Origin of the sequence: Geomonas propionica (assembly GCF_016458235.1) — a bacterium.
In the GTDB taxonomy this organism is placed as follows: Bacteria; Desulfobacterota; Desulfuromonadia; order Geobacterales; family Geobacteraceae; genus Geomonas; species Geomonas propionica.
Map to the genome: position 1 here is coordinate 276849 of NZ_JAEMHK010000001.1, position 25885 is coordinate 302733.

18 protein-coding genes are annotated in these 25885 nt (G+C 65.4%); 3 read left to right on the plus strand and 15 right to left on the minus strand.

All coding sequences use genetic code 11. From position 1 onward, the window contains the following. Positions 1–62: 62 nt before the first annotated feature. The 6 genes from JFN90_RS01255 to glf all read right to left on the minus strand — a co-directional run bounded on the left by JFN90_RS01255 (position 63) and on the right by glf (position 8567). Complete coding sequence (locus JFN90_RS01255; RefSeq protein ID WP_328755184.1) at positions 63–2249, minus strand: family 1 glycosylhydrolase; 2187 nt, start codon at positions 2247–2249, stop codon at positions 63–65. A 12-nt stretch (positions 2250–2261) separates the two neighbouring features. Beyond that, positions 2262–3332 carry a galactokinase gene (gene galK, locus JFN90_RS01260; protein WP_199393286.1) on the minus strand — a complete coding sequence of 357 codons (1071 nt, stop codon included), beginning with the start codon at positions 3330–3332 and terminating at the stop codon, positions 2262–2264. Positions 3333–3346: 14 nt separating this feature from the next. Next, positions 3347–4438: a M24 family metallopeptidase gene (locus JFN90_RS01265; RefSeq protein ID WP_199393287.1), complete on the minus strand. Its 1092-nt coding sequence runs from the start codon at positions 4436–4438 to the stop codon at positions 3347–3349. Further along, positions 4435–5520 (minus strand): galactose-1-phosphate uridylyltransferase, encoded by a 1086-nt coding sequence (gene galT / locus JFN90_RS01270; RefSeq protein WP_199393288.1) that lies wholly within the window; start codon positions 5518–5520, stop codon positions 4435–4437. Before galT ends, JFN90_RS01265 begins: the two co-directional genes overlap by 4 nt. A 58-nt stretch (positions 5521–5578) precedes the next feature. Then, positions 5579–7366: a glycoside hydrolase family 2 protein gene (locus JFN90_RS01275; protein WP_199393289.1), complete on the minus strand. Its 1788-nt coding sequence runs from the start codon at positions 7364–7366 to the stop codon at positions 5579–5581. Between the two features lie 64 nt (positions 7367–7430). Further along, positions 7431–8567 (minus strand): UDP-galactopyranose mutase, encoded by a 1137-nt coding sequence (gene glf / locus JFN90_RS01280; RefSeq protein WP_199393290.1) that lies wholly within the window; start codon positions 8565–8567, stop codon positions 7431–7433. A gap of 316 nt (positions 8568–8883) precedes the next feature. Here glf and JFN90_RS01285 point away from each other — a divergent pair, with 316 nt between their 5' ends. From JFN90_RS01285 to JFN90_RS01295, 3 genes are read left to right on the plus strand one after another with little or no spacing between them, the layout of a single operon-like run. Then, a complete protein-coding gene (locus tag JFN90_RS01285) occupies positions 8884–9552 on the plus strand; it encodes a cobalamin B12-binding domain-containing protein (protein WP_199393291.1) in 669 nt (222 codons plus the stop codon). Continuing rightward, a complete protein-coding gene (locus JFN90_RS01290) occupies positions 9549–10583 on the plus strand; it encodes a uroporphyrinogen decarboxylase family protein (protein WP_199393292.1) in 1035 nt (344 codons plus the stop codon). Before JFN90_RS01285 ends, JFN90_RS01290 begins: the two co-directional genes overlap by 4 nt. A gap of 2 nt (positions 10584–10585) precedes the next feature. After that, entirely contained in the window at positions 10586–13099 is a 2514-nt protein-coding gene (locus JFN90_RS01295) for a response regulator (protein WP_199393293.1), read from the plus strand. On the opposite strand, the gene JFN90_RS01300 is transcribed toward JFN90_RS01295, so the two are convergent. The 9 genes from JFN90_RS01300 to JFN90_RS01340 all read right to left on the minus strand — a co-directional run bounded on the left by JFN90_RS01300 (position 13096) and on the right by JFN90_RS01340 (position 25878). Continuing rightward, positions 13096–14505: a glutaredoxin family protein gene (locus JFN90_RS01300; protein ID WP_199393294.1), complete on the minus strand. Its 1410-nt coding sequence runs from the start codon at positions 14503–14505 to the stop codon at positions 13096–13098. The two genes, JFN90_RS01295 and JFN90_RS01300, sit on opposite strands and share 4 nt — an antisense overlap. 3 nt (positions 14506–14508) lie before the next feature. Continuing rightward, positions 14509–15513: an AI-2E family transporter gene (locus JFN90_RS01305; protein ID WP_199393295.1), complete on the minus strand. Its 1005-nt coding sequence runs from the start codon at positions 15511–15513 to the stop codon at positions 14509–14511. Between the two features lie 131 nt (positions 15514–15644). Beyond that, the gene (gene tpx, locus JFN90_RS01310; protein ID WP_199393296.1) at positions 15645–16148 is read right to left on the minus strand and encodes a thiol peroxidase; all 504 of its coding nucleotides are present in this window, start codon (positions 16146–16148) and stop codon (positions 15645–15647) included. A 152-nt stretch (positions 16149–16300) separates the two neighbouring features. Beyond that, positions 16301–18448: a putative bifunctional diguanylate cyclase/phosphodiesterase gene (locus JFN90_RS01315; protein WP_199393297.1), complete on the minus strand. Its 2148-nt coding sequence runs from the start codon at positions 18446–18448 to the stop codon at positions 16301–16303. 24 nt (positions 18449–18472) lie between these two features. Next, the gene (locus JFN90_RS01320; RefSeq protein WP_199393298.1) at positions 18473–21253 is read right to left on the minus strand and encodes a response regulator; all 2781 of its coding nucleotides are present in this window, start codon (positions 21251–21253) and stop codon (positions 18473–18475) included. A gap of 249 nt (positions 21254–21502) precedes the next feature. Then, complete coding sequence (locus JFN90_RS01325) at positions 21503–21931, minus strand: bacteriohemerythrin (protein WP_199393299.1); 429 nt, start codon at positions 21929–21931, stop codon at positions 21503–21505. A gap of 177 nt (positions 21932–22108) precedes the next feature. Continuing rightward, positions 22109–22753, minus strand: a complete 645-nt coding sequence (locus tag JFN90_RS01330) for a flavodoxin family protein (RefSeq protein ID WP_199393300.1) — start codon at positions 22751–22753, stop codon at positions 22109–22111. A 180-nt stretch (positions 22754–22933) separates the two neighbouring features. Beyond that, on the minus strand, positions 22934–23284 hold the full coding sequence (locus JFN90_RS01335) for a helix-turn-helix domain-containing protein (RefSeq protein WP_199393301.1): 351 nt from the start codon (positions 23282–23284) through the stop codon (positions 22934–22936). Between the two features lie 287 nt (positions 23285–23571). Further along, positions 23572–25878, minus strand: coding sequence for a two-component system sensor histidine kinase NtrB (locus JFN90_RS01340; protein WP_199393302.1), 2307 nt, complete (start codon positions 25876–25878; stop codon positions 23572–23574). Positions 25879–25885 lie beyond the last annotated feature (7 nt).

Consider the following 25885-nt stretch of genomic DNA (forward strand, 5'->3'; position numbering starts at 1 on the left):
AAAAGACATGACCGGCAAAGAGAAGGCCCCAACAGGGGCCTTTTTTAGTTCGGCGCAGGGATCTATTTCAGAGGCGGGGCGGTATCCACCAAGTACCTGGCCAGGGCGTCCTGCAGGGGAGGGAGAACGATGCCGCGTGTGCTGGCGAGGGCCGAGAAAGGGGGGCGGGGCGCGATGAAGCCCAGTGAGGAGGCGGGGCAGGGGATGACGGCGGCGGCATCGTAACCCGCCATCGTCGCGCAGTGACCCGCAAGTTCGGCCCAGGTCACCGCGCCCTCGTTGGCCACGTGCCAGATGCCGTTGGCTGCGTCCACCAGGAGGTTCAGGCAGGCGTGCACCAAGTCGGGGACGTAGGTGGGGGAGACTACCAGGTCCGATGCCGCGTTCACGGTTTCCCCCTGGGCGAGCCGCTGCAGGGTCTGGGTAACGAAGTTGTACCGGTCCCAGGGGCCGAAGAAGGAACTGGTGCGGATGAGGAGCGCCCCCGGGTGCTGCGCGAGCACCAGGCGCTCCGCTTCGGCCTTGCTCCGTCCGTAGACGTTCAAAGGTGCCACCGGGTCGGTTTCGTGGTAGGGGGTCCCTTTGCTGCCGTCGAAGACCATGTCGGAGGAGAAGGTGACCAGGGCGATGCCCCTGCGGGCGCATTCTTCGGCAAGGATGCCGGGGCCGAAGGCGTTTTGCCTGAAGCAGGTGGCGGCGTCCCCCTCGGCCTCGTCGATGCGGACGAAGCCGGCGGCGTTGATGACGGCCCAGGGGGCGAACCGTTCCAGTGCCGCGGCGACCGATGGCCGGGAGGTGATGTCGAGTTCGGCGCGGGAGAGCACGTGGCAGGGGACGCAGCGGCTGGCGCAGACCAGGGCGAAGGCTTGGCCCAGGGTCCCGGTCTTGCCGATCACCACCACCCCGCCGGCTGCGGGCGGCGGCGAGCCAGGGAGCAGGGACTTCGGGCGGCAACCGGGGAAGAGCCGTTCGGGGCGGCGCCACCATCCGTGGTGCGCGAGGGTGGGATGGAAGGCCCTGCCGAAGAGGGCCACCTGTTTCAGCGTGGTGGCCAGCGCAGTCGGGCGCGGCTCTTTGGTGCTCACGTCGAAGACGCCCGGTTCATACCTCCCGTCCATGCTGGTGAGGAGTCCGCACCAATCGTAGGAGCCGAGCAGGGCCCAGGAGGTGACCGCCCGCACCGGGACCCCCTCCCGGCACAGTTTCAGCGCCGCCTGCCACGCCTCGTGGAACCAGCGCAGCTGGTCCTCCCTGGTGGCACCGGCGTGGACCTCGGTGAGGGCAACCTCGCGCCGGTAACGCAGCCAGGCCGAGCGGAGCACCTCCTCGTGCCCGAGGATACCCTCCCGCCGGGCGCGCACCGCCTCGACGTCGGCGTAGCGGTGCCGGCCGTTGCCGCCGTGGCTGGTCGCCGGGTAGCGCTTCAGGCGCTGGTCCAGGTATCGGTCGCTGGTGAGGTAATAGTTGAGCCCGACCACATCCGGAGTCATGTCACAGCCAAGGAAGTAGTCAAAATCTGCGTCGGTCGCGCCGGTTCCGGCGAGCCACGGGCGCAGGGGGTGGTCCCGGTCCACCCGCCCGGAAAGGAGGTCCAGGCTGAGCCAGCGGCGGTTGTTCTCGTAGTCGGCCTGGTACGACAGAAGCGGCGTGGACCAGGTTCTCCCCATGTCCTCGGTCATCACCAGCCGCGCCGCCGGGATCACCCGCCTGATCGCGCGCATCGCCTCCACGATGCCGCGGCACTGGGTGATGACGGCCCTGACGAAGCTGCGGTCGTCGCGGCCATGGGGATACCAGTGGCCGTAGAGGCAGCTGAAACGGGCGGTGGTGAGGGGTTCGTTGACTGGGGTGAACGAGGTGAGCCAGGGATAGCGGGCTGCGACCATGCCGGCGTAGCGGCCCAATAGGTCGGGGAAACCGGGGTCGATCAGGCTGGTGTAGCGTGGGCCGCTGCCATGGTGCAGGAAGCCGACGATGGGTTCGATGCCCAGATGGTGCAAACGCGGAAGCCGCTCATCGCTGAAGCTCCAGTCGGGGTGGTCCAGGGTATCGGGGGCCACCATCTCCCAGAGCACGGGATAGCGCAGCGCGGTGAGCCCCAGGGTGGCGAAGAGTTCCAGGTCGGCGGGGCGCGCCATGTGGCCGCTCAGCTCGATCTGGCTATGGAAGCAGTCGCCGACGCGGTGCAGGGTGCACTCCACCCCGCCCCAAAGCTCGGGAAAGAGCCGCCTCCCCTCCGACCCGGCCACGTCCGCGCCCCCTTACTGCGGGACCAGCAGCGTGCCCTGCTGTCCCTGTTCCTGGTAAAGGGCGAGCACCCGCTCGCCCACTGTGCGGGCCGAGCCCGCCCGGACCAGCGCCACGCAGGCGCCGCCGAACCCCGCGCCGGTGAGGCGCGCGCCGAACACCTCGACCTGCCGCTGCAGCAGGGAGACCAGGAGGTCGAGTTCGGGGGTGGAGACCTGGAAGTCGTCCTTGAGGCTTCGGTGCGACTCGTTCATGAGCTCCCCGAACCGGCACGCATGCGGCGCCACCAGCGCCTGGAGCACCCGCTCGTTTTCCGTGAGCACGTGCCGGGCCCGGTGGGCGAGGTCATGCGGCAGGCGGCTCAGCTCGGCGGGGTCGTCCAGGTCCCGAAGCGAGGCGAGACCCAAAAGCCGCGCCGCCTCCTCGCACTCCTGCCGGCGCAGGTTGTACCTGCTCTCGCCCAGGCGGCGCGGCACGCCGGAGTCGAGCACCAACAGCTCGGAGTTGCGCGGCAGGGGGACCAGCTTGCGCTCCAGGGAGCGGGTGTCCAGAAAGAGCATGTGGGTGGTATCGGCGAGGCTCGAGGCCATCTGGTCCATGATGCCGCAGTTCACCCCGGCGTAGCGCACCTCCGCCTGCTGCGCCATCAGGGCCAGGGCGAGATCGTCCAGGTCGAGGCTGAACAGTTCGCGCATGGCGCGCAGGAAGGCGACCTCGAGCGCGGCGGAGCTGGAGAGTCCGCTCCCCATCGGGACCTGCGAGGAGACCCGGACGCAGACGGGGTCGCAGTGGTAGCCGGATACGCGCAGCAGGGCGAGGCAGCCGTGCAGGTAGGCGGCGAAACCGCTCGGGACCGCGCCCCCCGCCTCGGACCAGGCACGCTCCTTCAGCTCCCAGGCGAAGTAGTGATTCAGGCCGTCGCGGCTTCTGGCCACCTCCACCCGGGTCTCCAGTGGAATGGCGATGGGGAGGACGAAGCCGTCGTTGTAGTCGGTGTGCTCGCCCAGGAGGTTCACCCGCCCGGGTGCGGTCGCCGCGGCCTGCGCCGGGAAACCGAAGGTGGTCTCGAAGCTGCTCTCGTCCATGGCTAGCTCCTTCTTTACCCCTGCCAGATCAGCGGCCGCTCCAGACCGGCCACGGGGGTCGTGGGCCAGACCGGGTCGAGGGTGAGGTTCAAAAGGCCGGTATCGGTGATCAGGAAGGTGTCCTCAATCTTGGCGCCGGGGAGACTCGGGTTCCACGCCACCGCCATCCCTGCCTGCAGTACCTCCTGGCTTTCCGGTCCCGCGATCGCCTCGCGTGACAGGTACCCGGTGATTCCCCCCTGGTGGTGTTCGTGGATTGCCTCGCCGAAGCCGAATCCGGCATAGGCGTAGCTCAACTCGCGGTAGATCTCGTGCAACTGCTCGCTGGGGCGGGACAGAGAGAGGGCTCGCGCCTCGATCTCGCGCACCAGCCGGTGCCGCTCCTGCTCCTCTTCCGTGAGGGGGCCGAAGGCGACGAAGCGGGTCAGGTTGGCGTAGAGGCCGAAGCCCCGGGCGCAGAAGACGAGCATGGCGTTGCGCCCTAGGGGCTCGTCGTTCGGGAGGGGGTGGCGGTACAGCTTGCCGCGCCGCTCCCCGGCGGCGAGGATCAGCGCCGGGGCAAGACCGCGCGACAAGAGGGCCCTCGCCCCCGCCCCCGCCAGCTCCCGCTCGCTCCACTGCGGCTGGGCCTGGGTAAGCACCTCGGTCATCGCCTGCGTGGCGAGAAGCCCGACCGAACGGTAGCGCTGGATCTCGCCCGGGGTGAGCACCCGCTTGGCGGCCAGGAGAGGGGCGGGGAGCTCGTGCTCCCCCTCGTCGGGTCGGTCGGAGCAGACCGGCAGGCCGTGCGCAAGTTCGCGCAAAAGCACTTCGATCTGCGAGGGATAGGCCCAGGGGAGCACCCGGAGCTCGAAGCCATCGGGCAGCTGTTCGTCGGCCAAGCGCTGCGCCTCGATCTCGTTGGTTACCACGAAAGCGCCTTCCGGGGTGATCAGCACCTCGGCGATCCCGGTTTCCGCGGCGAGGAGCACCTCGTTGGAGCCGCCCGCGGTGATCCAGGCGAACCAGTCGATCCCTTTCAGGCGCACCGCCATGTCCGGGCAGAGAGTTTCCCGAATCAGCCGCACCTTTTCTGCCGCTTCGGCCGCGCGGATGGCGTCGTTCATAGCATGACCTCCACGTTTTTCAGTTCCCGCGCCTTCTCCTCGGGGAGGGCGTCGTTGGCGAACATCCCGGCAGCGAGCTCGGTCCCGGCCAGGTACTTGAGCCGGTCGCTGGAGCGGTAAGGGGGATAAAACTCGGCGTGCAGGTGGCTCTCGGGGTGGTCCTTGCCGTCGGTGGGTGCGCCGTACCACGCCATCAGGTAGGGGAAGGGGCGCTGCCACAGGCCGTCATATTTAAGAAGCGTGGTCTTGAGCGCACGTGCCAGGTCGGCGCGCACCGCCGGTTCCAGCCGGTCGAACCCCGGGACCGCACGGCGCGGCGCCACCCACACCTCGTAGGGGTAGCGGGCGCAGGGGGGGACGAAGGAGACGGCGTGCGCCCCCGCATAGAGGATGCGCGCCCCCGAGGCGACCTCCCCCTCGATCAGTTCCTCGAGCAGGGGGCGCCCGGTCTCCCGGTAGTGGAGCAGTTCCTCGGCCTGCATGCGGGCGGGGACCGGCGGGACGAAGGGATAGGCGTAGATCTGTCCGTGCGGGTGGTGCAGGGTAACCCCGACCTCGACCCCCTTGTTCTCGAAGGGGAGCACGTACTTGATGCACTTGTCGCTGCCGAGGACGGCCACCCGGTCCCCCCACACCTCCATGAGGAGCTCGATGTGGTCCAGGGGAAGCGAGGCGAGCGAGGCGGAGGGGTCCTTGGTGAAGACCACCACCTCGCACTTGCCCCGGGCCGGCGCGGTCTTCACCGCCTCCCGCGGCGGGTCGTGCGCCGCCGGGGCGAGGGAGGGGAAGCGGTTGTCGAACACCGCCACCTGGTACTCCCCTTGGGGGAGTTCGGTCGGGTTCTCCGGGTCGCGGGTGGGGGCGAGCGGGTTGTACTCCGGCGGGGGCATGAAGGTGCGCCCCTGGCGGTAGCTCGCATAGGCGACCCATTCCCCCCTCAGGGGATGCCAGCGCAGGTGCGGGTTGGCCTGCAGAGGCTCCCGGTTCGGGCTCGGGGCCTCCCCCTCGATCCGGATCGGGGTGCGGCCGTAGAGGGTGAGGCTGCGTCCGTCCGGCTTCTTCATTTCTTCCCTGTAGAGCATGGCGTCGGTCCCTTTTCTTAGGCTGCGGCCTGAGGGGATGTGGTCGGTGGGTTTTTCGCTAGGTGCTTTCCCAGTGCAGAGCCCCCTCCTCGACCTGTCCCCGCACCGCCTCGGCGACTTTCTCCAGCGGGATCTTGGGGGTCCGGTCGGGGTAGAGGAGGCCGTTGGCTTCCTGGAAGGTGTCGGCGAACTGGGTGTAGCAGAAGCCGCTGAACATGGCGGTGCCCCGGGCGACGTCGATCAGGGCGAGCACCAGCTTCTCGAAATCCTCCAGGGTGTTGTGCCTGAAGTACCCCCAGGTGCCCCGGTGCGACTCGTCCTCGGGGTTCACGTAGGCGACCCCGCCGAACTCGGTGAGGATGATGGGCTGCCCCCGGTGCGGGTAGCCGTCCAGGGTCAGGATGCGCCCTCCCGGGCGGCGCCGGTCGAAGAGCTCGTCCGGCTTCACCTGCGGGCCGTAGCGCTCCCTGAGCGTCTGCGGGTTGTTGTCGTAGTCGTGGATGCCGATGATGTCGGTCGCCGAGCTTTCCCAGCCGTCGTTGCCGATCACCGGGCGGTCCGGGTCGAGCGTCTTGGTGAGGTGGTAGAAGGCGTGCACCGCGTCGCGGTGGGCCTGGGTGGCGGTGAGGTCGGGGACCCCCCATGATTCGTTGAACGGGACCCAGACGATGACGCAGGGGTGGCTGAAGTCGCGCTCGATCGCCTCGGTCCACTCCCGCATCAGGCGCTTGACGGCGCGGGTGGTGAAGCGGAAGGCCGACGGCATCTCGGCCCAGACCACGAGGCCGAGCCGGTCCGCCCAGTAGAGGTAGCGCGGGTCCTCGAGCTTTTGGTGCTTTCTGACCCCGTTGAAACCCATCGCCTTGGCGAGCTCCACATCGCGCCGGGCCGCCTCGGATGAGGGGGGAGTCATCAGGGTGTCGGGCCAGTACCCCTGGTCCAGCACTAGTTTCAGGGGGTAGAGCCGACCGTTCAGGAGGAAGCGATCCCGGTGCACCTTGGCGGAGCGTAGCGCCGTGTAGGAGGTGATGTTGTCGATCACCTCCCCCCCCTTCAGGAGCTTTATCTCGGCGTCGATCAGGCGCGGGTGCTCGGGGGACCACAGCAGGTCGTTTCTGAAGTCGTCGATGCCGGGGTCGGAAAGGGCGATCCTGCGGTGCACCTCCCCCCGGATCACCCGATAGCGGTCCTCGACCAGGAGGTCGCCGTCACTGGAGAGGCGTATTTGTACCTCGAGCTCGTCCGCGATCGGCCCCAGGATGAAGGCTTCGAAGCCGATCTCCCAGCGCTCCAGGTGCGGCGACCAGCGGATCCGGCGCACGTAGGTCTGTGGTACCTGCTCCAGCCAGACCGTCTGCCAGATGCCGGTGGTGCGGTAGTACCAGATCGCGTGCGGCTCCGGGCGCCAGTCCTGCTTGCCGCGCGGCTTCTCCAGGTCCTCGGGATCGTCCTCCACCCGCACCGTGACGCGCTGGTTGCCGGAAGGAACGAGCAGGTGGCCGATGTCGGCGCTGAAGGGGGTGAAGCCGCCCCGGTGCCGCGCCACCAGCATGTCGTTGACCCAGACATGGGCTAAGTAGTCGACGGCGCCGAAGTGCAGCAGCACCTTCTTGCCCGGCTCGGGGCGGAACTCGAAGTCGCGCTGGTACCAGCAGACCTTGTGAAAGCCGGTGTCGCCGATGCCGGAGGCGCTGGCTTCCGGGGCGAAGGGGACCTCGATGGTGAGGGGCCAGGTCTCGATGTCGGACGGGATGCCGTAGCGCCCGTCGACATCGAAGGTGAAGCGCCAGGGGCCATTCAGGGAGAGCCATTCCGGGCGCTGCAGTAGCGGGCGGGGGTATTCCATGCGCCATGCCTCGATGAAGGATTAAAAAAAATTCACCCGCCAAGACTAGCAGGGAGGCGACGATTTACAACAGGTTGCCGTCATCCCCCTCCAGGCCGTGGAAGAGGTCGAGGGCGTTCTTGAAGGCCTGGTCCATGTTGAAGTACCTGTAGTTGGCCAGGCGCCCGACGAAGTGCACGTTGGCGAGGCGGTCCGCCTCCTCCTGGTAGCGCCGGTAGATGGCGTCGTTTTCCGGGTTGGGCACCGGGTAGTAGGGATCCCCCTCGTCGGTGGTGTACTCGCGGGAAATGGTGGTCTTGTCGTGTTTCTGGCGGGTGAAGTGCTTGTACTCGACGATGCGGGTGAACTCGCCATCGGCGGGGTCGGGATAGTTGATCACCGAGTTCTCCTGGAAGAACTCCTGGTCCAGGGTGATCCACTCGAAGTGGATGGAGCGCCACTGCAGCTTCCGGTGCCGGGAGTGCCGGTAGTCGAAGAAGCGGTCGATGGGGCCGGCATAGAAGAGCTTGCCGCAGCCGCGCACCTCGGCGCTGTCTCTCACGTCGAAGTAGTCCGTGTTCAGGCGCACCTCGATGTTGGGGTGGGCGAGCATCTTCTCGAAGAGCTTGGTGTACCCCTCGAGGGGGAGCGCCTGGTAGCGGTCGCTGAAGTAGCGGTCGTCGAAGTTGGTGCGGATGGGGATCCTCTGCAGCACCGAGGCGTCCAGTTCGTGCGGGTACTTGTTCCATTGTTTCTTGGTGTAGTGCTTGAACATCTTTTCGTAGAGCACGTGCCCCACCCGCGCCAGCGCCGCCTCTTCGCCGTTTCTGGGGGCTGGGTGCTGCACCTGGACCCGGTCCAGAAAGCGCTGCATCTCGGCTTGGCTTTGCATGGTGAGCCCGAACACCGAATTGACCGTGGTGATGTTGACCGGGATCGGCACCAGCTTGCCGTCCACCCGGGCCAGCACGCGGTGCTCATAGGGGTGCCACTGCGCAAAGCGGTTCACGTAGCGCCAGACGTCCTCGTACTCGGTGTGGAACAGGTGGGCGCCGTAGTTGGAGACCAGGATGCCGTGGTCGTCGAAGCTGTCGTAGCAGTTCCCGCCGATATGGTGCCGCTTCTCCAGCACCAGCACCCGCGACCCCCGCACGGCGTAGCGCTCCGCCAGTGTCGACCCGGAAATGCCCGCTCCCACGACCACGATGTCAAAAGCGCCCATGGATCCCACCTCCCGGCAAAGATTGGGAAATAATAATGTTTTGAGCGCTGCAGTCAATCGCGGGCTTTTTCGCCAGCAGGGAGGCTTCACCGATGACTGTCACAGTGATGGTGATTGCAGTCACAAACAGACAAGAAAACAGTCAAAAGATCAGCATGCCAGTCATAAATTGAGACATTGCAGTGGACTAATATCTGAAGGAGGTGTAAGTTTTACTCCTAACCGAACCGCCTCCTTCGATTCTCCTTATGTTGAAGCTGTATGGACTGGATCTGCTTGTCGTACCCCGTGCACAAGTTGCTATCTGGAGAAATACATGGCCACCTCCTGCTATTCCGGCGACGCCGCCGATTATCATGACGCTTCCCCCGTGCTGCTGCTGGAATCCGCCCTGGTCGGCATGGACCGGCTGGCCATACAGCGCATCCATGCCGATTCCGGCCTCTCCCCTTTGAGTTTCTGCGAACAGGTCATCGCACCGGCCCTTGCCGTCATCGGCGAGAAGTGGGACCGCGGCGAGCTTGCCCTCTCACACGTTTACATGAGCGGGCGCCTGTGCGAGGAGTTCATGGAAGAGGTGCTCGGGGGGCGTTCCGGATCGGCGCAGGAACGCCGGCGGGTGGCGCTGGCGGTGCTCGAGGACTACCACCTGCTGGGCAAGCGTCTGGTGGGTTTCGTGCTCAAGGGGGCCGGCATCCCGTACCTCGATTACGGCACGGTAAATGTGCAGGAGCTGGTCCGGCGCGTGCAGCGGGACGGGGTGCGGGTACTGTTGATCTCGGCGTTGATGCTCCCCTCCGCCCTCAAGGTGCGCGAGGTGCGCGACGCCTTGGACCGGCTCGGGATAACGTGCCGCATCGTGGTGGGAGGCGCTCCCTTTCGGCTCGACCCGGCGCTGCACCGCGAGGTGGGGGCGGACCTGAGCTGTGATACGGCATCGCAGGTGCTGCCCGCACTGGCCCAGCTCAGGGAGGGGGAGTCATGACCAGCATGGAGCGTGTTCTCACCACCCTGTCGCACCGGGAGCCGGACCGGGTGCCCCTGTTCCTGCTCCTTTCCCTGCACGGCGCCCGCGAGCTCGGGCTCACTATCGAGGAGTACTTTTCCAAACCCGAACACGTGGTGCAGGGGCAGTTGCGCATGCTCAAGCGCTACGGGCACGACTGCATCTACGCGTTCTTCCATGCCTCACTGGAAGCGGAGGCATGGGGGGGAAGCACCATCTTCAGGGAGGACGGCCCTCCCAACGCGGGTCCCCCGCCGCTCAAGGCCGAGACCATTGCCTCGCTCACCCCGCCGCGGATAGCAGATGTGCTGGGGCTCGCGAGGGTACTGGAAGCGCAGCGCGCCCTGAGGCAGGCGGTCGGCGACAGCGTCCCCATCATCGGCGTTGTCATGTCTCCCTTCTCGCTGCCGGTGATGCAGCTCGGCTTCGACCACTACCTCGACCTCATCTTCGACCGCCCCGACCTCATGCAGCGGCTCATGGAGATCAACGGCGCCTTCTGCGCGGAGTGGGCCAACGCCCAGCTCACCGCCGGGGCCCACGCCATCTGCTATTTCGATCCGCTCGCCTCGCACAAAATGATCGACCCCGCCCTGTACCGCCGCTTCGGCCGCCCCGCGGCCCAAAAGGCCATAGCCGCCATAGCGGGTCCGACCGCCACTCACCTGGCCTCGGGCCCCTGTCTGCAGGTCATCGACGACCTGGTTGACACCGGCACCAATATGATCGGCGTGGGTGGCGAGGAGGAACTCGCGGCGGTGAAGGCGGCCTGCCGCGGGCGCCTGGCGGTGCTGGGGAACCTCAACGGCGTCCAGATGCGCAGCTGGGACGAGGCCGCTACGGTCGCGGCGGTGCAGGGGGCTATCGAGGCTGGGGCCTCCGGCGGCGGCTTCGTCCTCTCCGATCAGCATGGCGAGATCCCCTGGCAGGTGCCTGAAACGACCCTGGAGCTGATCGGGCAGGCGGCGCGGGAATACGGCCGTTACCCCCTGGCCGGCGGGAGGGGGTGACCATGGCCATCACGCGTATCTACTGCTGCGAGGCCCTCGGGGCGGATGTGAAAAGCGCCCTGGCCGGGGTATGTCTGGGCGCCGCGGAGTGCACCACCTTCACCGGGTGCTGCGGTCGTCCCCCGGTTTCCTGGGACGACCTGCGGCGCCTGTGCGGCGGCTCCCCGGCCATCGTCGTGGGGGGCGAGTGTCTGGGGCACCTGGGCCCCCCACCGAACGACCTGCGCCGCGTCCAGCTTTTGAAGAAGCGGCACTGCGCCGCCCTCATCTGTGGCGACTACACCTTCGACAGGCTCACCGCCGCCGGCGGCTACTTGGTTACCCCGGGGTGGCTCGGTCGCTGGCGCACCTTCGTGGAGGGGTGGGGCTTCGACGAGAGTACCGGGGCCGACTTCTTCGCGGAGAGCTGTGCCAGGATCACCCTGCTCGATACCGGCAGTTCCCCGGACACCCCGCGCTTCCTTGAGGAGTTCGGCGCCTTCGTGCAGCGGCCGGTGCAGTCGGTCCCGGTAGGCCTGGAGCTGTTGAGCCTGCAGCTGCAAAGGGCGTACGACGACCTGGCACGGCAGCAAGCGCGGCAAGGGGAGGCCCCGCCCGCATCGGCCTCCGATTACGCGCTGTTGCTGGATCTGCTCTCCAAGCTGTCCAGCAGCAGCGGTGAACAGCGGGTGGTCGAGGAACTTCTGTCCCTGTTCGCCATGCTCTTCGGGGCCGGCGAGCTCGCCTTCATCCCCGGCAACGGCGCCCCGCTGTACCGTCACGGTGAGGCGGTCACCGAAGACCAGAGGCTGCGCCGGTTCGCCGCGCAGGTGCAGGGAGGCTTCGAGGTGGCGGGTGACCTCACCGGATTCCTCGTGCGCCTGAGCCACAACGGGCTGGTGGGATGGCTGTGGGCGGGTCACTTCGCCACGCCCCAGTACCTGGAGAGGTACCTGAACCTCGCCGCCAGTGCCGCCAACGTCTGCGCCATGGCCATCGTTTCCGCCCGCACCGTTTACCGCCACCTCAAGGAGAGTGAGGACAAGTACCGGCTGCTGTTCGAGAACATGGGCAATGGTTTCGCCCTCCTGAAGATGCTGCTGGGGCCGATGGGAACCCCCGCCGACTTCAGCTTCGTCGAGGTGAATCCCGCTTTCGAGGCCTTCACCGGCAGGAATGAGGAGGAACTGGTGGGGCGCACCATGCTGGAGCTGCTCCCGGGTTTCGAGCCGTCCCAACTGGAGAGCCTGGGAAGGTTGGCCAGCGAGGGGACGCCGCTCGCCCTGGAGCGCTACTTCTTCAACGGCAAATGCTGCCAGGTCTGGCTCTTCCGCCCCAAGCCGGGCTACTGCGGCATGATCATCAACGACATCACCGAGCAGAAGCTCCTGGAGGACAAACTCAGGCAGGCGATCAAGATGGAGTCGGTCGGGCGCCTGGCGGGGGGGGTGGCGCACGAGTTCAACAACATGCTCTCGGTGATCATAGGCTACGCCGAGATGCTGGCGATGGAATACCAGGGCCACCGACACATCGGGGACAACCTGAAGGAGATCTGCAAGGCGGCGCAACGCTGCCGCGACCTCACGGCACAGCTCCTCTGCTTCTCGCGGCAGCAGCTCATCGCTCCCAAGACTGTCGATGTGAACCAGGAGTTGGGGGAGCTGGCGCGCAAGGTGTCGCACCTGGCCGGCGGGGGCACGCACCTCGCGCTGAAGCTGTGCCGGGAGCCGTGGCCGGTGCGGATAGACCCGGCCCAATTCGAAGAGATCGTCGCCAACATTGTCACTAACGCCGGCGCCGCCATGCCCGACGGAGGGGACCTCGTCATCCGCACCGGCAACGTGACGGTCGGGGAGGAGATCTGCAGCGCCAACATCGACGCGGCACCGGGGGAGTACCTCGAGATCGCCATCACGGACTCCGGGCACGGCATGGACCGCGAGACCTGCCGGCGCGTCTTCGAGCCCTTCTTCACCACCCGGGAGGTGGGGCAGGGAAGCGGCCTGGGGCTGGCGACGGTGTACGGCATGGTGACCCAAAACGGCGGCTTTGTCACGGTGGAGAGCGAGCGCGGGGTGGGCACCACCTTCAGGGTCTGCCTCCCCCGGTTCCAGGACCGGGTTCATGAATTGAAGGCGGTGCCGGCGGGGCAGGCGAGCGGCACGGTGTTGGTGGTGGAGGACGACGAGATCGTTGGGAGGATGACCCTCAAGATGCTGGAGCACATGGGGTATCGCGTGCTGCTGGCGGCGGATTCGACCGAGGCGCTGGAGTTGTGTCGGGAGGAGCACGCAATCGACGTGGTGCTGTCGGACGTGATGCTCCCGGGGGCGAGCGGCAGGGATGCGGTGGAAGGTATCCTCGCCCTGCGGCCGGACCTGAAGGTCATCTACATGTCCGGGTATGCCCCGGAGACCCTCTTGGACAAAGGGGTGGACCACGGCCGGGTCAACTTTATCCAGAAGCCCTTCGACATGGCGAGCCTGGGCGAGAAGATCAAATCCACCCTCACCGGTCACTTTGCCACCGGCTAGCCCCCCGTGCCGGCTCCCCTTCCGGGCCGAGCCCGCCGCGAGCACAGGGCGAGCACCCCCGCGACCGCCAGGGTCGCCACGAGGAGCAGACCCGAGACGGCCGCGTCGTTTAACAGCGCCGGCCTCACCAGCAGCACCCCGCCGAGACCCAGCATCATCAGCCCTGAAACCAGCTTCAGCACCCGCCCCTGCCATTCGCTCAGTTTGCTCCCCCCTAGCGTCGCGGTGAAGAGCGCCACGATCAGCGCCAACGGCACCACGTAGACCAGGCAGTACAGCGCGAGGTAGAAGTAGTACCCCGCCGCGGTGAGCCGGTGCAGCGTGAGAGCGCGAGTGAAGACCATGGGGAAGCCGGCAGTGCACAAGAGCTCGTAGCTGTTGGCGGCAAGGGCCAGCACCCCGGTCCCGGCCAGAAGCGACGGCAGGGACTCCGCCTTCAAAAGCCGCCGCATTCGGGCGAAGAGTTCGGGTTTCTTCCCCGCCGGGATGCCGAGGGTAATTCCCCGCTGGAACAGGAAGAAGTCCTTCACGTTGACCAGGCCGATGAGGAGCGCCAGGATACCGGCGGCCGTGGTGACGGCGGGGAGCGTCCCCGCGACCAGGAACAGGTTCAGCCAGGCGGCCAGAAAGAGGAAGTACAAAAGCCCGGAGACGAATACGAAAACGCCGCCGATGAGCAACATGCGGCGCCGGGAGTGGGCGTGGACCAGAAGGCTCAAGAGAAAGAAGAGGACGAAGAAGGCACACGGGTTGAAGCTGTCCAGGCAGGCAAGCACCAGGGTGAAGGCGGTGAGGGAGCGCCGCGGGTCGATCTCGCCCACACCCGGTACGGTGAGCGGTGCCGCCCCGGGCGCGGCGGCGTGGGGCGGCAGGAGGCGCGGTGCCGCTGGCTGCAACGCCTCCTTGACCGCCTCTTCCAGCTGCGCCGGAGTCCCTTGCGAGAACCCGCTGAAGTAGTGTGTCCCGATGATGAAGACCGGCACCCCGGTCGCCTCCCGGCCCCGCTCCCTGGCCATCCGCATCAGGCGCGGGATGTTCTCCCGGTGCCTCAGCACCTCCGTCGCTTCTACCTGCAGCCCAGGGTAGCGGCGCCGCAGCTGCTCCAAAAAGGGCTTAGCCTCGGCGCAGTGCGGGCAACCCTCTCCCCAGAAGTAATACAGGGTGGCAGAGGGGGAGGCCCCGGCCGGGGGGCATACGCCGACCAGGCAGAGAACGGCCAGGAGCAGCGCGCAGGCGAGCCACGACGGGAGGAGCGGCGAACGGTGCCGGTTTGATGTGCCGTGGAGGGTGCGGAGAAGTGACGTGCCGTTGCCGGGGACAAAACGTGGAGCGGGATGACGTTGTGGGGGGGGCTTATCGACCATGCCGGAAATGATACTACGGGCGGACCCTTTGGCCAAGGACACGGCTCACACCAGCCGGTACGCCTTCAGTTCCGCCTTGAGCCAGGCGTAGACCACCGGGGCGGCGACCAGGCCGGCCATGCCGAAGATCGCTTCCATGACCAGCATGGCGGTGAGAAGCTCCCAGACGCTCGCCTTCACCTCGCTCCCGACGATGCGGGCGTTGGTGAAGTACTCGAGCTTGTGGATCAGCACCAGGAAGGCGAGCGAGGCGAGGCCGACCATGGGGGAGACCCCGAGGCTGATCAGCACGATGGTGAAGTTGGAGATGAGGTTCCCCACTACCGGGAGCAGTCCGGCGATGAAGGTGAGCAGGATCAAAAGCGTCACCATGGGGAGCTGCACCCCGCACAGGGGGAGGATCACCGCCAGGTACAGCGCGGTCAGGGCCGTGTTCAAAAGCGAGATCTTCACCTGGGCGAACACCACCTTGTCGAAGGCGCTGGCCAGGTTCAGGAGCCGGTCGTGCAGGTGGCCGGCCAGGGGGGGGAACCCCTCCTCCCTGTTGAATCGGTGCAGCACCGCCAGGCTCCCCACCACCATGCCCAGCACCAGGTGGGCGAAGGTCTTCACCCCCGACATCCCGACCGAAGAGATGTTCTTGCCGTGCTCGCGCAGCATGGTCACGATCTGCTCGCGCAATTCGTCCACCGTGTCCGGCAGCAGCGCGGTCAGGTCCTCGGGCAGGTTCCGCTTCAGGTTGTCCAGCGTTTCCGCGGCGGTGCCGAGCAGGTTGGACATGCCGTGGTGCCCGCGCAAAAAGGACCACAGCCCCAGGCAGATCGCCGACACGAGTCCAATCACGAACAGGATGATCCCCGCCAGCGCGACCTTCTGGGTCAGGGTCCCCCAGCGTACCGGGAGCTTGAGCGCCAGCTTCGCGGTGAGCGCGTACACTGCCAGCCCGGCGAAAACCGCGGGCAGCAGGTGGAAATGCAGCACCGTGAAGACGGCGAGCACCGCCAGCAGGTAGCTGATCTGCAGCGTGGTGGGAACGGTTCTGGTTTCCATGACCACCCTTTTACTATCAACCTGTGCACCGCGTCCAGTAAAATCAAGACGATAACCGACGCGCCGCGACAGTAAAAAAGGCGCCCGCGGCTTTAGCTGCGGGCGCCTTCGACATTTATACCGGTGTCGGACTAACCCAGTTGCTTCGCCGCCGCGAGCACTGCGGCGTAGTCCGGCTCGTGGGTCACCTCGGGGACGAAGTGGATGTGGCGGATCACGTTCTTCTGGTCGATGACGAAGATGGCGCGCGCCAGGAGCTTCAGTTCCTCGATCAGCACCCCGTAGGCAAGCGCAAAGGAGCGGTCGCGGTAGTCGGAGAGGGTGACCACCTTGTCGATGCCGGCGGCCCCGCACCACCTCTTCTGGGCGAAGGGGAGGTCGGCGCTGATGGTCAAAACGACGACGTTGCCAGGAAGTCCGGCCGCTTCCTGGTTGAAGCGCCTGGTCTCTGTGTCACAGACCGGCGTGTCCAGTGAAGGAACCGCGCTGATGATCTTCACTTTTCCCTCATAGGTCGCCAGGGTCACCTGGTTGAGAGAGTTGTCCACCACGGCGAAATTGGGAGCGGCATCTCCCACCTTCAGTTCCGGCCCCACCAGTGTCACCGGGTTTCCCTTGAAAGTAACTTTAGGCATAGTTCCTCCTGCTCAGGTTGAATTCTCGGGAAAGGGTAAGACATTTTACGCGGATTGCAACTGTTGGCCTTACAGCTGCCTCCCCCTCGGGGGGACCAAGGACAGGAAAGGGGGACCGGCACCTGCGGAGCCAGTCCCCTAAGCGCAACTCCCTACTCCGGCATGGGGAGGCCGTCGCGCAGGAAGCGGGTCACCTCGTCCGGGGGGACCGGGCGGCAGAAGAGGTACCCCTGCATCACGGAGCAGCCGTGCGCCAGCAGAAAGGCCATCTGCTCGCGGGTCTCCACCCCTTCGGCCACGATCTCCAGCCTCATGCTGGTGGCCATGGAGATGATGGCGGTGGTGATGGCGGCGCCGTCGGGATCCTTGGTCACGCCGGTGATGAAGGAGCGGTCGATCTTCAGGGTGTCGATGGGGAAGCGCCTGAGGTAGCTCAGGGAAGAATAGCCGGTGCCGAAGTCGTCGATGGAGACCGTCACCCCCATGCATTTCAGTTCTGCGAGCGTGGCGGTGGCCTGCTCCACGTCGCGCATGATCACCCCTTCGGTGAGTTCCACCTCGAGGTGGCGCCCCTCAAGGGCGAAGTTCTGCAGGCACTCGGCCACCATCTCCACCAGGCTCTTCTTGAGGAAGTGGCAGCCGGAGAGGTTCACCGCCACCTTGGGGGGGGCGATCCCTTCGGCGAGCCAGCCGGCGACCTGGCGGCATGCGGCATGCACCACCCATTCGTCGATCAGCATGATCTGCCCGCTCTCCTCGGCAAAGGGGATGAAGCTCGCGGGGGGGACGAAGCCGAGTTCCGGGCTCTGCCAGCGGATCAGCGCCTCCAGCCCGATGATGCTGCCGCTGACGGCATCGATCTGCGGCTGGTAGTGGAGCACGAACTCCTCGTTGGCGAGCGCCTTCCTGAGCTGCCGCTCCAGGAGGAGCCGTTCGCAGGCGGCGTCGTTCAGGGCCTGCATGAAGAACTGGGCGTTGTTGCGCCCCTCCCGCTTGGCGTGGTACATGGCGGTGTCGGCGTTACGCACCAGGGTCATGGCGTCCTCGCCGTCGTCCGGGAAGATGCTGATGCCGATGCTGGCGGAGACGCAGATCTCCACCTCGTCCAGGAGGAACGGGTCCGAGAGGAGCTGCAGGATGCGCTGCGAGGCCGCGATCACCCCGTTGCTGTCCTGGATGTCCTCCATGATCACGGTGAACTCATCCCCCCCCAGCCGGGCCACCGGGGTCCCTTCCGTCGCCCCGACGCCCTGCCAGACCGAGTCGTAACCGCGGATGCAGTGCTTCAGGCGCTCGGACACCTCTCTCAGCAGGTTGTCGCCGACGGCGTGCCCCAGGGTGTCGTTGATCTCCTTGAAACGGTCCAGGTCCAGGAAGAGGACCGCTACCTTCTTGCGGTAGCGGCGCGCGAAGGTGAGTGCCCGCTCCAAAAGTTCGCCGAAGAGGACCCGGTTGGGGAGCCCGGTGATGCTGTCGTAGTAGGCGAGGGAGCGGACTTGGTCTTCGATCCGCTTCCTCTCGGTGATGTCCTGGATGGTGCCGTAGATGTGCACTGCCCGGCCGCCCTCGTCAAGGCCGACCTCGCCCTCGGTGTGGCAGTAGCGCTCGTCCCCGCGCGGGAGCAGGATCTGGTGGTCAAGGCTGATGGGCCGCTGGTAAGCGCACGCGTCGTCGAAGGCCTTGTTGAAGAGCTCTTTGTCCAGCGGGTGGATGGTGCTCAGAAAGGCCGAGTAGGAGGAGTCGAATCCATCCGGGTCCACGGTGAATATGTTGCAGATCTCGTGGGACCAGTAGAACTTGTCGTTGAGGACGTCCCACTCCCAGCTTCCCATGTGCGCGATGCGGTGGGCGTTGCTGAGCCGCGCCTCGCTCACCCTGAGGTCGCGCATGGCCTTGCTGGAGCGGAGCATGTAGCGGACCCGGTGCCGCAGAATGGCCCACTGGATCGGCTTGGTGACGAAATCGGTGGCCCCGGCGTGGTAGGCCTGCTCGATGGCGGCGGTATCATGCAGGCCGGTCATCATGAGGACCGGAACGTCGCCGCCGGCGGGGAGGGCGCGCAGGGCGCGGCAGGTCGCGAAGCCGTCCATCTCCGGCATCATCACGTCGAGCAGGACGATGTCGGGCTGCAACTGCCGGAACTGCTCCAGGGCGACCACCCCGTTCTCCGCCTCGGCGACGAAGAACCCTGCCTGTTCCAGGGCCGCCACGGCCAGGTCCCGCATCATCTCGTCGTCGTCGACGACCAGCACCAGCTCGGGGCGCAGTTCGTTCTCCTCGTCGCTCAGGTACGCATCCATTTTCGCCGTCATCTCCTCCATGTGTTATCCCCATAGCCCCGGCAGTGTCGCGAGGTACTCTACCGCCTTTTGGTGCCGCGCCTCGATCTGCCGCAAAAGGGGCTCGGCCCCCTCCAGCGTCCCCTCCACCGTCAAGAGTTCCAGCAGCCGGCAGGTGTCGGAGAGCCCCAGGCATCCCAGGGAAGCGCTGCTTGATTTCAAGGTGTGCGCTGCCTGCCGCACCCCCTGCGGGTCCCCCGCAGCCAGTCCCTCCCGCATCGACGCCACCAACAGCGGGCTCGACTTCATGAATGACCCAACCACCTTGGCCAGCAGGTCCGGCTTGCCCGGGAGCTGCAAGGCGCGGATCTCGTCCAGGAGGGACGGATCGACGTCGCTGTGGTCGTCGGCCGCCGCCGCACCGCCGGTTGAGACAGGCTCCTCCGCGCCGGGCATCGTTTGTTCCTCGCGGCAGGGAGGCGGCGCCGTGATCCAACGCTGCAGCATGGCGACCATCTGGGCCTGCGTGAAGGGCTTGGTCAGGTAGTCGTCCATACCGGCGGCGAAGCACTGCTCGCGGTCGCCGCGCATGGCGTGGGCGGTCAGTGCGATTATGGTGCGGCGTTTCCCCTCAGGTGCCGTCCTCTCCCGCTCCCGGATGGCGCGGGTGGCGGCGTAGCCGTCCATGATGGGCATCTGGCAGTCCATGAAAATGAGGTCGAAGTCGCGTTGCGCCACGTCGTCCAGGGCTTCCGCGCCGTTGTTGGCCACGCTGACCCGGCAGCCGGACGCCTCCAGCATGGCGGTGGCCACGTCTTGGTTCACGGGGTTGTCCTCCACCAGGAGCACCGCCGCCGACAGTGCGACAGCCGGCCCCTGTTCCGCGCCGGTCTGCGGTTGTGCGGCACGGCTCATCCCCACCCCCAGGAGATCGATGATGGCGTTGTAGAGTCGGGACTGGCGCACCGGCTTGCTGAGGTAGCACCCGATGCCGGCCCTGATCGCATCCTTCTCGTCGCCGTACTGCCCCACCGAGGTCACCATGAGGAGCTTGGTCTGGACCAATTCCGGGTCCGATTTAATGGCCCGCGCCAGTTCGATGCCGTTCATGCCCGGCATCTGCATGTCGAGTATCGCGAAGTCGTGGCGCGCCGTCTCCTCAGCCGCGCGGCGCATCAGCTGGAGAGCCGTCGCGCCGTTGTCGGCCATGTCGGCGTTGATGCCCCAGGCGTGCAGCTCGTGGTGCATGATGCTCAGATTCGTCGAGTTGTCGTCGACGATGATGGCCCGGTACCCGCCCAGGGAGGTCCGGTCGGGGCCTTCGCCCCGTTGCAAGGCCTCGCGGTGCAGTTTCAGAGTGAAACGGAAAGTCGAGCCTATGCCGGGTTCGCTATCCACGCCGATATCCCCGCCCATGAGCTCCACCAGTTGCCGGGCGATGGTGAGTCCCAGGCCGGTCCCGCCGTACTTGCGGGTGGTCGAGTTGTCCGCCTGGGAAAACCCCTCGAAGATGCGTTCCCTGCCTTGCGGGGGGATACCGATGCCCGTGTCAGCCACCTCGAGCCGTACCAGCACCTCCTCGCCGCGTTCCTCCGCGAGGGTTCCCCGGATCACCACCTCGCCACGGTCGGTGAACTTGACCGCGTTCCCAACCAGGTTCATCAGCACCTGGTGCACCCGTACCTGGTCCCCTACCAAGACCGGGGGGACGTCGTTTTCCACCAGCGCGATGATCTCCAGCCCCTTGCGGTGTGCCGTTTCGGCCAGCAGCTCCACCACGTCGGCCACCGTGTCCTGCAGGTTGAACGAGGTCGCCTCGAGTTCGAGTTTACCGGCCTCGATCTTCGAGAAATCCAGGATGTCGTTGATGATGCTGAGCAGGGCCTCGCCCGAGCGGCGCACTGAGGAGACGAAGCGGCTTTGCTGTTCGTCCAGTCTGGTTGCCATCAGGAGTTCCGTCATCCCCAGCATCCCGTTCATGGGCGTGCGGATTTCGTGGCTCATGTTGGCCAGGAACTGGCTCTTGGCGCGGCTTGCCAGCTGCGCGGCCTCCATGGCCCGCTGCAGCTCGGTCACCGTCAGCTCCAACTCCTGGGTGCGCTGCGCCACTTTTTGCTCCAACTGGTCCCGGTAGCTGGCAAGCTCGCGGTCACGGGTCTGAATCTGCCCCAGCATCTCGTTGAAACCTTCCATGAGGGCGCCCAACTCGTCGTCGCCCCTCTTTTCGACCCGGACCGCGTAGTCCTGGTCCCGGGATACCCCCTCCATGGTGCGAGCGAGCTGCACGATCGGAGCGGAGACCACCCCCTGCAACCTTAGGGAAACCAGGTACGAGCAGAACAGGCTGCCGAGCATCGCCAGGATGGCGCCTGATAGCACCCAGATCAGCTTGGAGTTGACCTCCCGGTAATCGGCCCGGATCACGACGGTACCCAACTGCTGTCCCTCGAGGACGATCTTGGAACTGACCACCATGTCGCCGTCCACGTCCCAGAGGTCGCCCCCCGCGGCCTCGAGGGCCAGGGCCTTGCCCGACTTCGCCTGCGGCGCACCCCCCGGGGCATGATAGGAGGCGAACGGCTGCCAATCCTCGGCGAGGACGTACGCCTCCAGGATGTACTTCTTGTCCTCGAGGAACTGCAGCGTGCGCTGGGCGTCCTTCTTGTCCCCGAAGGCGAGCGCCGCGGAGCTGTTATGTCCGACAATGGAGGCGAGGGTGGAGAGTTCCTGGTGCATCCCGATGCGGGACAAGACGAAGGTGCCGACCACGAAGGTGAGCGAGACGAGCACCAGCGTGAAGCCGCTGGCGATCAGCAGGATCAGCATCAATTTTTTTCGTATCGGCAATCGGCCGATCAGTTTGCGCATGGCTTCTACCCATTGGAAAGGGGACCATTCTGGCCACCTTTGCTGCGACAAATCCCGCGTGCGATGAACGGTTTCCGTACCTGCCGCTAGTCACAGCGTATCGGAAACATCATCGAGAACTTGAAGGAATTCGAGGGCAGCCGCCCGTGGTTCGATCACGGCCGGCCGGACGGGAGAGTCATAAGAGATGAGCTGGACCAGCGGCAGTCAATGGAGGTCGATGATCACCGGTTTGCCCTGCCGTGCATTGGCATGGTTACCCACCAGGGTGTCTTTCTGAGAGATGTGGTTCACCAGCCAGTTCCTGAGAAACGAGATGACCTCCAGCGAGAGGTGCCCCGTGCCGGCGAGTATGTCCTTCTGGATCTCCCCGACCCTGCGGGCGAAATAGGCATGTTCCCGCAGGTGCTCCTCCTTGCCGGGGAAGTCTGTCTGTTCCATGAGGAGCTCTTCTTGGCCGAAGTGATAGGTCGCGTAGTCGATCAGTTCATCCAGCACCGCTTCCAGGCCCTGCTTCGACTTTTGCTCGCAAAACTCGTCGTAAGTTTTGTTGAGCAGTTCCAGCAGGTGTTCATGGTGTTGGTCAATCATGTCGTGTCCGACCGCCAGAGTTCCGTCCCAAGTCACAATAGGCATACGAGCCCTCCCTGTTCAATTATCATGTGACTGGTATCGGACAAGTGAGGAAGAAACTTGAGGTAGTCTCATCCTCTGGAAAGCTTGGCATAATCCCTATGACAAAAAAAGGCACCCGCATCAGTGGATGCAGGTGCCTTTTCATTTGGTGCGGGTGCCGACGCCTTCGGCCAAGGGCTAGGCCGGGACCAGCCGCCTGCCGAGTTCGAAGGCCTTCCGGCAGTTTTCCGGGAAGAGCACACCGTGTCTTTCCCGGCGCTGCTGCGGATCGAAGTAATTGAAGACGTATTTGTCGTAGTCGTCGAACTGAACGGTCTCGTTGCAGCAAAGCGTCTCGCACTCACCGAAGATCCGGCGCAGGTAGTTTTCGTTGCCGCCCATGTGGACGGCGTAGTTGGCCTCCTGCATCAGGGTTTCCGGCACGTTCATGGTGTAGATGAACGCGGTGCGCATCTGTTTGTCGAACAGCGAAGCCGGCGGCTGCGAGTAAACGAAGTACTGGAACAGCAGCCGCTCCAGGAAGGAACACATCTCGCCCGTCGCCCTGCCGAAGTAGACCGGCGAGCCGAGCACCAGCCCGTCGGCCTGGGCGATCTTTTCGAGGACCGGCGTCAGGCCGTCACGCATGGCGCACGTGCCGTAGCTCTTGCCCCCCTTCAGCTTACAGGCGAAGCAGCTCGTGCATCCCTTGAAGTCGATGTCGTAGAGGTGGATCAGTTCCGTCTCCGCCCCTTGGGCCGCCGCCCCGTCCAACGCCTTTTGCAGCACCTGCGCCGTATTCCATTGTTTCCTGGGGCTGCCATTGATTCCGATGACTTTCACGTACGCCTCCTGTTCCAGAGTTGGTTATTGAATCGCAGTCGCCGCAACGGCGGCACTGGGTTTGAGGGAGGATAGAGCTTGAGGGCGATGCTGACAAGTACGATCTTTTTGGTGCCATAGTACCCGGGAGGATACCGGGTATGTATGAGAAGGGGAGGAGCGGTTTAGAGTGGCTCGGCCTTAGAGAAACCTGCGGTACTCACAATTGAGGGCTGCCGCGAGTTTCTTTGCCGTTTCCTTGCCGATTGGGCGCTTGCCGTGTTCCATTGCGCTGATGTTGGAGCGCGAGATACCGGTCAAGTTGGCTAAGGCCTCCTGGGTCAGATCTTCACGCAGGCGGATCCCGCGCAGGTACACCCCCGAAGGGTTCGTATCCAGTTCAGGTGAAACCTCGGAAGTACCGACGCTCTCTGCGGACTCAATGATTTCTGCGCCGAATTTCTGCGCAAATTTCCGCATACGACCTATGACTTCAGGAGTGCCTGTAATTCGGATGCTCTCAGTAGGGTGCTTTTTCGTGCGTGCCAACATAAGTTATCTCCACTATCTGTACTTCATAATCTTCGACCCGCCATACTGCAACAAAAGTCGGTTGCCCCTTTTTCAGATGGCAATGGTGGACCTCGCCAGACAGTTTCGAGTAGTTGGGCCAGTCCCCGCGCACAGGACGAGGGCGTCTAATATAGCCTTCACCCGTTCAGGCGCTTTTTGGCGAAGTTTTAATGCCTTGCGGCTGTCCGTGACGGTCCAGGCCATTGCCATGATGTATCATTGAATGATACGTTGTCAACCGGGAATCTGCGAGATGGGGCCGGGTATTACCAGTGTTTGGGGAGGACGATGCGGAATTCGGCGCCGACGCCGGGGTGGTTGGTGACGTGGATCTTGCCGCCGTGGTTGGTGATGATGCGGTTGGCGATGGGAAGCCCGAGGCCGGTGCCACTCTGCTTGGTGGTGAAGAACGGGGTGAAGATGTTGTTCAACTGCTCGAGCGGAATGCCGCCGCCGGTATCGACTATCTTGATCGAAATGGCTTCCTTGCCGTCCAATTCGCCGGGGTGTGCCTGGATCGACAGCTGCCCCCCCGGGGTCATGGCCTCGAGCGAATTCTGGATGAGGTTGAGAAACACCTGCTTCAACTGCTGACAGTCGCCCAGGAGGACCTGGCGCTGGCGCGGGAACTTGGTGCTGATCTCGATCTGCTTCTCCTCGGCGGTGGGCGCGGTCATGGCCAAGGTTTCCTTGACGATGTCCACGATGTTGCAACGGGTATAGCAGATGGTGGTCTTCTTCGAGAAGAGCAGGATCTCGGAGAGGATTCCTTCCAGGCGCACCACTTCCCGCACGATCAAATCGGCGCTGGCCCACTCGTTACTTTCGGGGGGAAGCTTGCGTGCCAGACGACCGGCAAAGCCGCCGATCGACACCAACGGCCCCTTCAACTCGTGCGCGATGCCGGCAGCCATCTCGCCTATGGCGGCCAGCCGCTCCTTCTGGAGCAGGCTCTCCTGGGCTTCGCTCAGCTGTCGGTGCGCATCCTCGATCCTGTTGTAAAGTATCGAGTTCTCGATCGCCATCCCGGCCTGGTTGGTGAAAAGCTGCAAAAAGCGCAAGCGCTCTTGGGTGATCGGCGAGAGGGTGAGCGCGTTGTCCACCAACACCACCCCGACGGTCTGGCCGTGGGCGATGAGAGGGGAGGCGGCCAGCGCGGTGCGAGATACCGCGGACGCGTCGGAACCGATGCCGGTTTCCTCGGGGATGTAGATCAGCCGCTTCTCGAGCACGGCCTGGGACGCGATGTTCAGGGTCGGGTCCAGCTCCAACCGCTTGCCCTGCACCTGCCGTGAGAACTCGGAATCCCGCTGGGCCGCCATCTCGTCCTCGGTGATGTCCCAACGGCTGGAGAGGAGGTCGTCACCTCCCCCCGGCGGCATGGAGAGGGGAGGGGCGTTCTCGGAGGTGACCCCCAGCATCCCCACCAGCGACCCGGAACGCTCGTTGGCCAAGAAGAGCATGGCGCGATCGAAGAAGGGGGTGGGGCCGGAGGTGAGGGCGGTAAGGGTCAGGTGGATCAGCTTGTTCAGCTTGATGGTGGAGAGCATGGTGTTGCTCAGCCGGTAGAGCAGGGAGAGTTCTTTAAGCTTCTTCTCGTTTTCGGTGTCGAAGCTGGCTACCCGCTCCTCGCAGATTGCCTCGGTGAGGGCGCCGGCGACCAGACGGGCCACGGTCTCGGCGAGTTCAGCCTGTCCGGCTGCCAAGAGGTCGACCCCGCCAAAGAGGGAGAGTGCGCCGAGCGTCTGGCCGTTGCAGTTAAGCGGGGTGCACAGTGCGTAGCGGCACGATCCCGGCAGGGCGAGCTTATCGGTACGGGTGGCGCCGGCGGCAAGGGCGCGCGCCGAGAGTCTCTGCTCGAACTCGAGCAGCGCAGTCAACTCTCTCCTAACGCTGCTGTGGCACCCTTTGTACACCCTGCCACGGTTGCTGCGCCCTTTGGGCGCGAGCCGGATCACGGCACAGCCGGCGATACCTGATCCGGTACAGAGCCTGACCACTTGCGGCAGCAGGATGCCGGCTCCGGCGGGCGCCTCGAGTAACCGGCCCAGCGATGAGACCAGCGCCAGGTCGCGACGGGCCTTGTGGGCCTCCTGCTCGACTGCCAGGCCGGAAAGGGTGAGCGAGAAGACGGGGACCAACTGGCGGCAAAGCGCCAGGCTTTCGGCAGGGAGTTCGGGATCGGGGCAGGCGAGGGCAAGGATGGCGGCCAACCCGGTGCCGTCCAGGATCGGGATGGCGACGAACTGGCCGGCTTCGCCGCTGCCGCGTTCTTCGGGGTGCAGGTCGACCGAGGTGCCGTAAATCTCGCGCAGCTCGGTGGCGGCGCGGCCGGCGCACCCCTGTCCGTAGGGGATCAGGCAGGCGCGGGTGGCTCCGGAGAGCAGCGAGCTGAAACATTCGCTGAGAGCGGGTTCTGTAGAATCGGGAAGAAACAGGGCAGCCGAGGCTATGCCCGGGGTGCGGGCAGCCAGGCGGAGCAGGCCGCGGAGCCGGCCCTGGTGCGAGCGGCCGGAACTCTGGGCAACACGTAACGCTTGCTCCAGGAGGTTATTTCCCTTCCGGGCAGCCATGCGCACT

What these genes read in the sequence shown, in the direction of transcription:
- galK (WP_199393286.1), bottom strand. Translation starts at nt 3,332, where the DNA reads ATGGACGAGAGCAGCTTCGAGACCACCTTCGGTTTCCCGGCGCAGGCC.
- JFN90_RS01265 (WP_199393287.1), bottom strand. Translation starts at nt 4,438, where the DNA reads ATGAACGACGCCATCCGCGCGGCCGAAGCGGCAGAAAAGGTGCGGCTG.
- galT (WP_199393288.1), bottom strand. Translation starts at nt 5,520, where the DNA reads ATGCTCTACAGGGAAGAAATGAAGAAGCCGGACGGACGCAGCCTCACC.
- JFN90_RS01275 (WP_199393289.1), bottom strand. Translation starts at nt 7,366, where the DNA reads ATGGAATACCCCCGCCCGCTACTGCAGCGCCCGGAATGGCTCTCCCTG.
- glf (WP_199393290.1), bottom strand. Translation starts at nt 8,567, where the DNA reads ATGGGCGCTTTTGACATCGTGGTCGTGGGAGCGGGCATTTCCGGGTCG.
- JFN90_RS01285 (WP_199393291.1), top strand. Translation starts at nt 8,884, where the DNA reads ATGGCCACCTCCTGCTATTCCGGCGACGCCGCCGATTATCATGACGCT.
- JFN90_RS01290 (WP_199393292.1), top strand. Translation starts at nt 9,549, where the DNA reads ATGACCAGCATGGAGCGTGTTCTCACCACCCTGTCGCACCGGGAGCCG.
- JFN90_RS01295 (WP_199393293.1), top strand. Translation starts at nt 10,586, where the DNA reads ATGGCCATCACGCGTATCTACTGCTGCGAGGCCCTCGGGGCGGATGTG.
- JFN90_RS01305 (WP_199393295.1), bottom strand. Translation starts at nt 15,513, where the DNA reads ATGGAAACCAGAACCGTTCCCACCACGCTGCAGATCAGCTACCTGCTG.
- tpx (WP_199393296.1), bottom strand. Translation starts at nt 16,148, where the DNA reads ATGCCTAAAGTTACTTTCAAGGGAAACCCGGTGACACTGGTGGGGCCG.
- JFN90_RS01315 (WP_199393297.1), bottom strand. Translation starts at nt 18,448, where the DNA reads ATGGATGCGTACCTGAGCGACGAGGAGAACGAACTGCGCCCCGAGCTG.
- JFN90_RS01320 (WP_199393298.1), bottom strand. Translation starts at nt 21,253, where the DNA reads ATGCTGATCCTGCTGATCGCCAGCGGCTTCACGCTGGTGCTCGTCTCG.
- JFN90_RS01325 (WP_199393299.1), bottom strand. Translation starts at nt 21,931, where the DNA reads ATGCCTATTGTGACTTGGGACGGAACTCTGGCGGTCGGACACGACATG.
- JFN90_RS01335 (WP_199393301.1), bottom strand. Translation starts at nt 23,284, where the DNA reads ATGTTGGCACGCACGAAAAAGCACCCTACTGAGAGCATCCGAATTACA.
- JFN90_RS01340 (WP_199393302.1), bottom strand. Translation starts at nt 25,878, where the DNA reads ATGGCTGCCCGGAAGGGAAATAACCTCCTGGAGCAAGCGTTACGTGTT.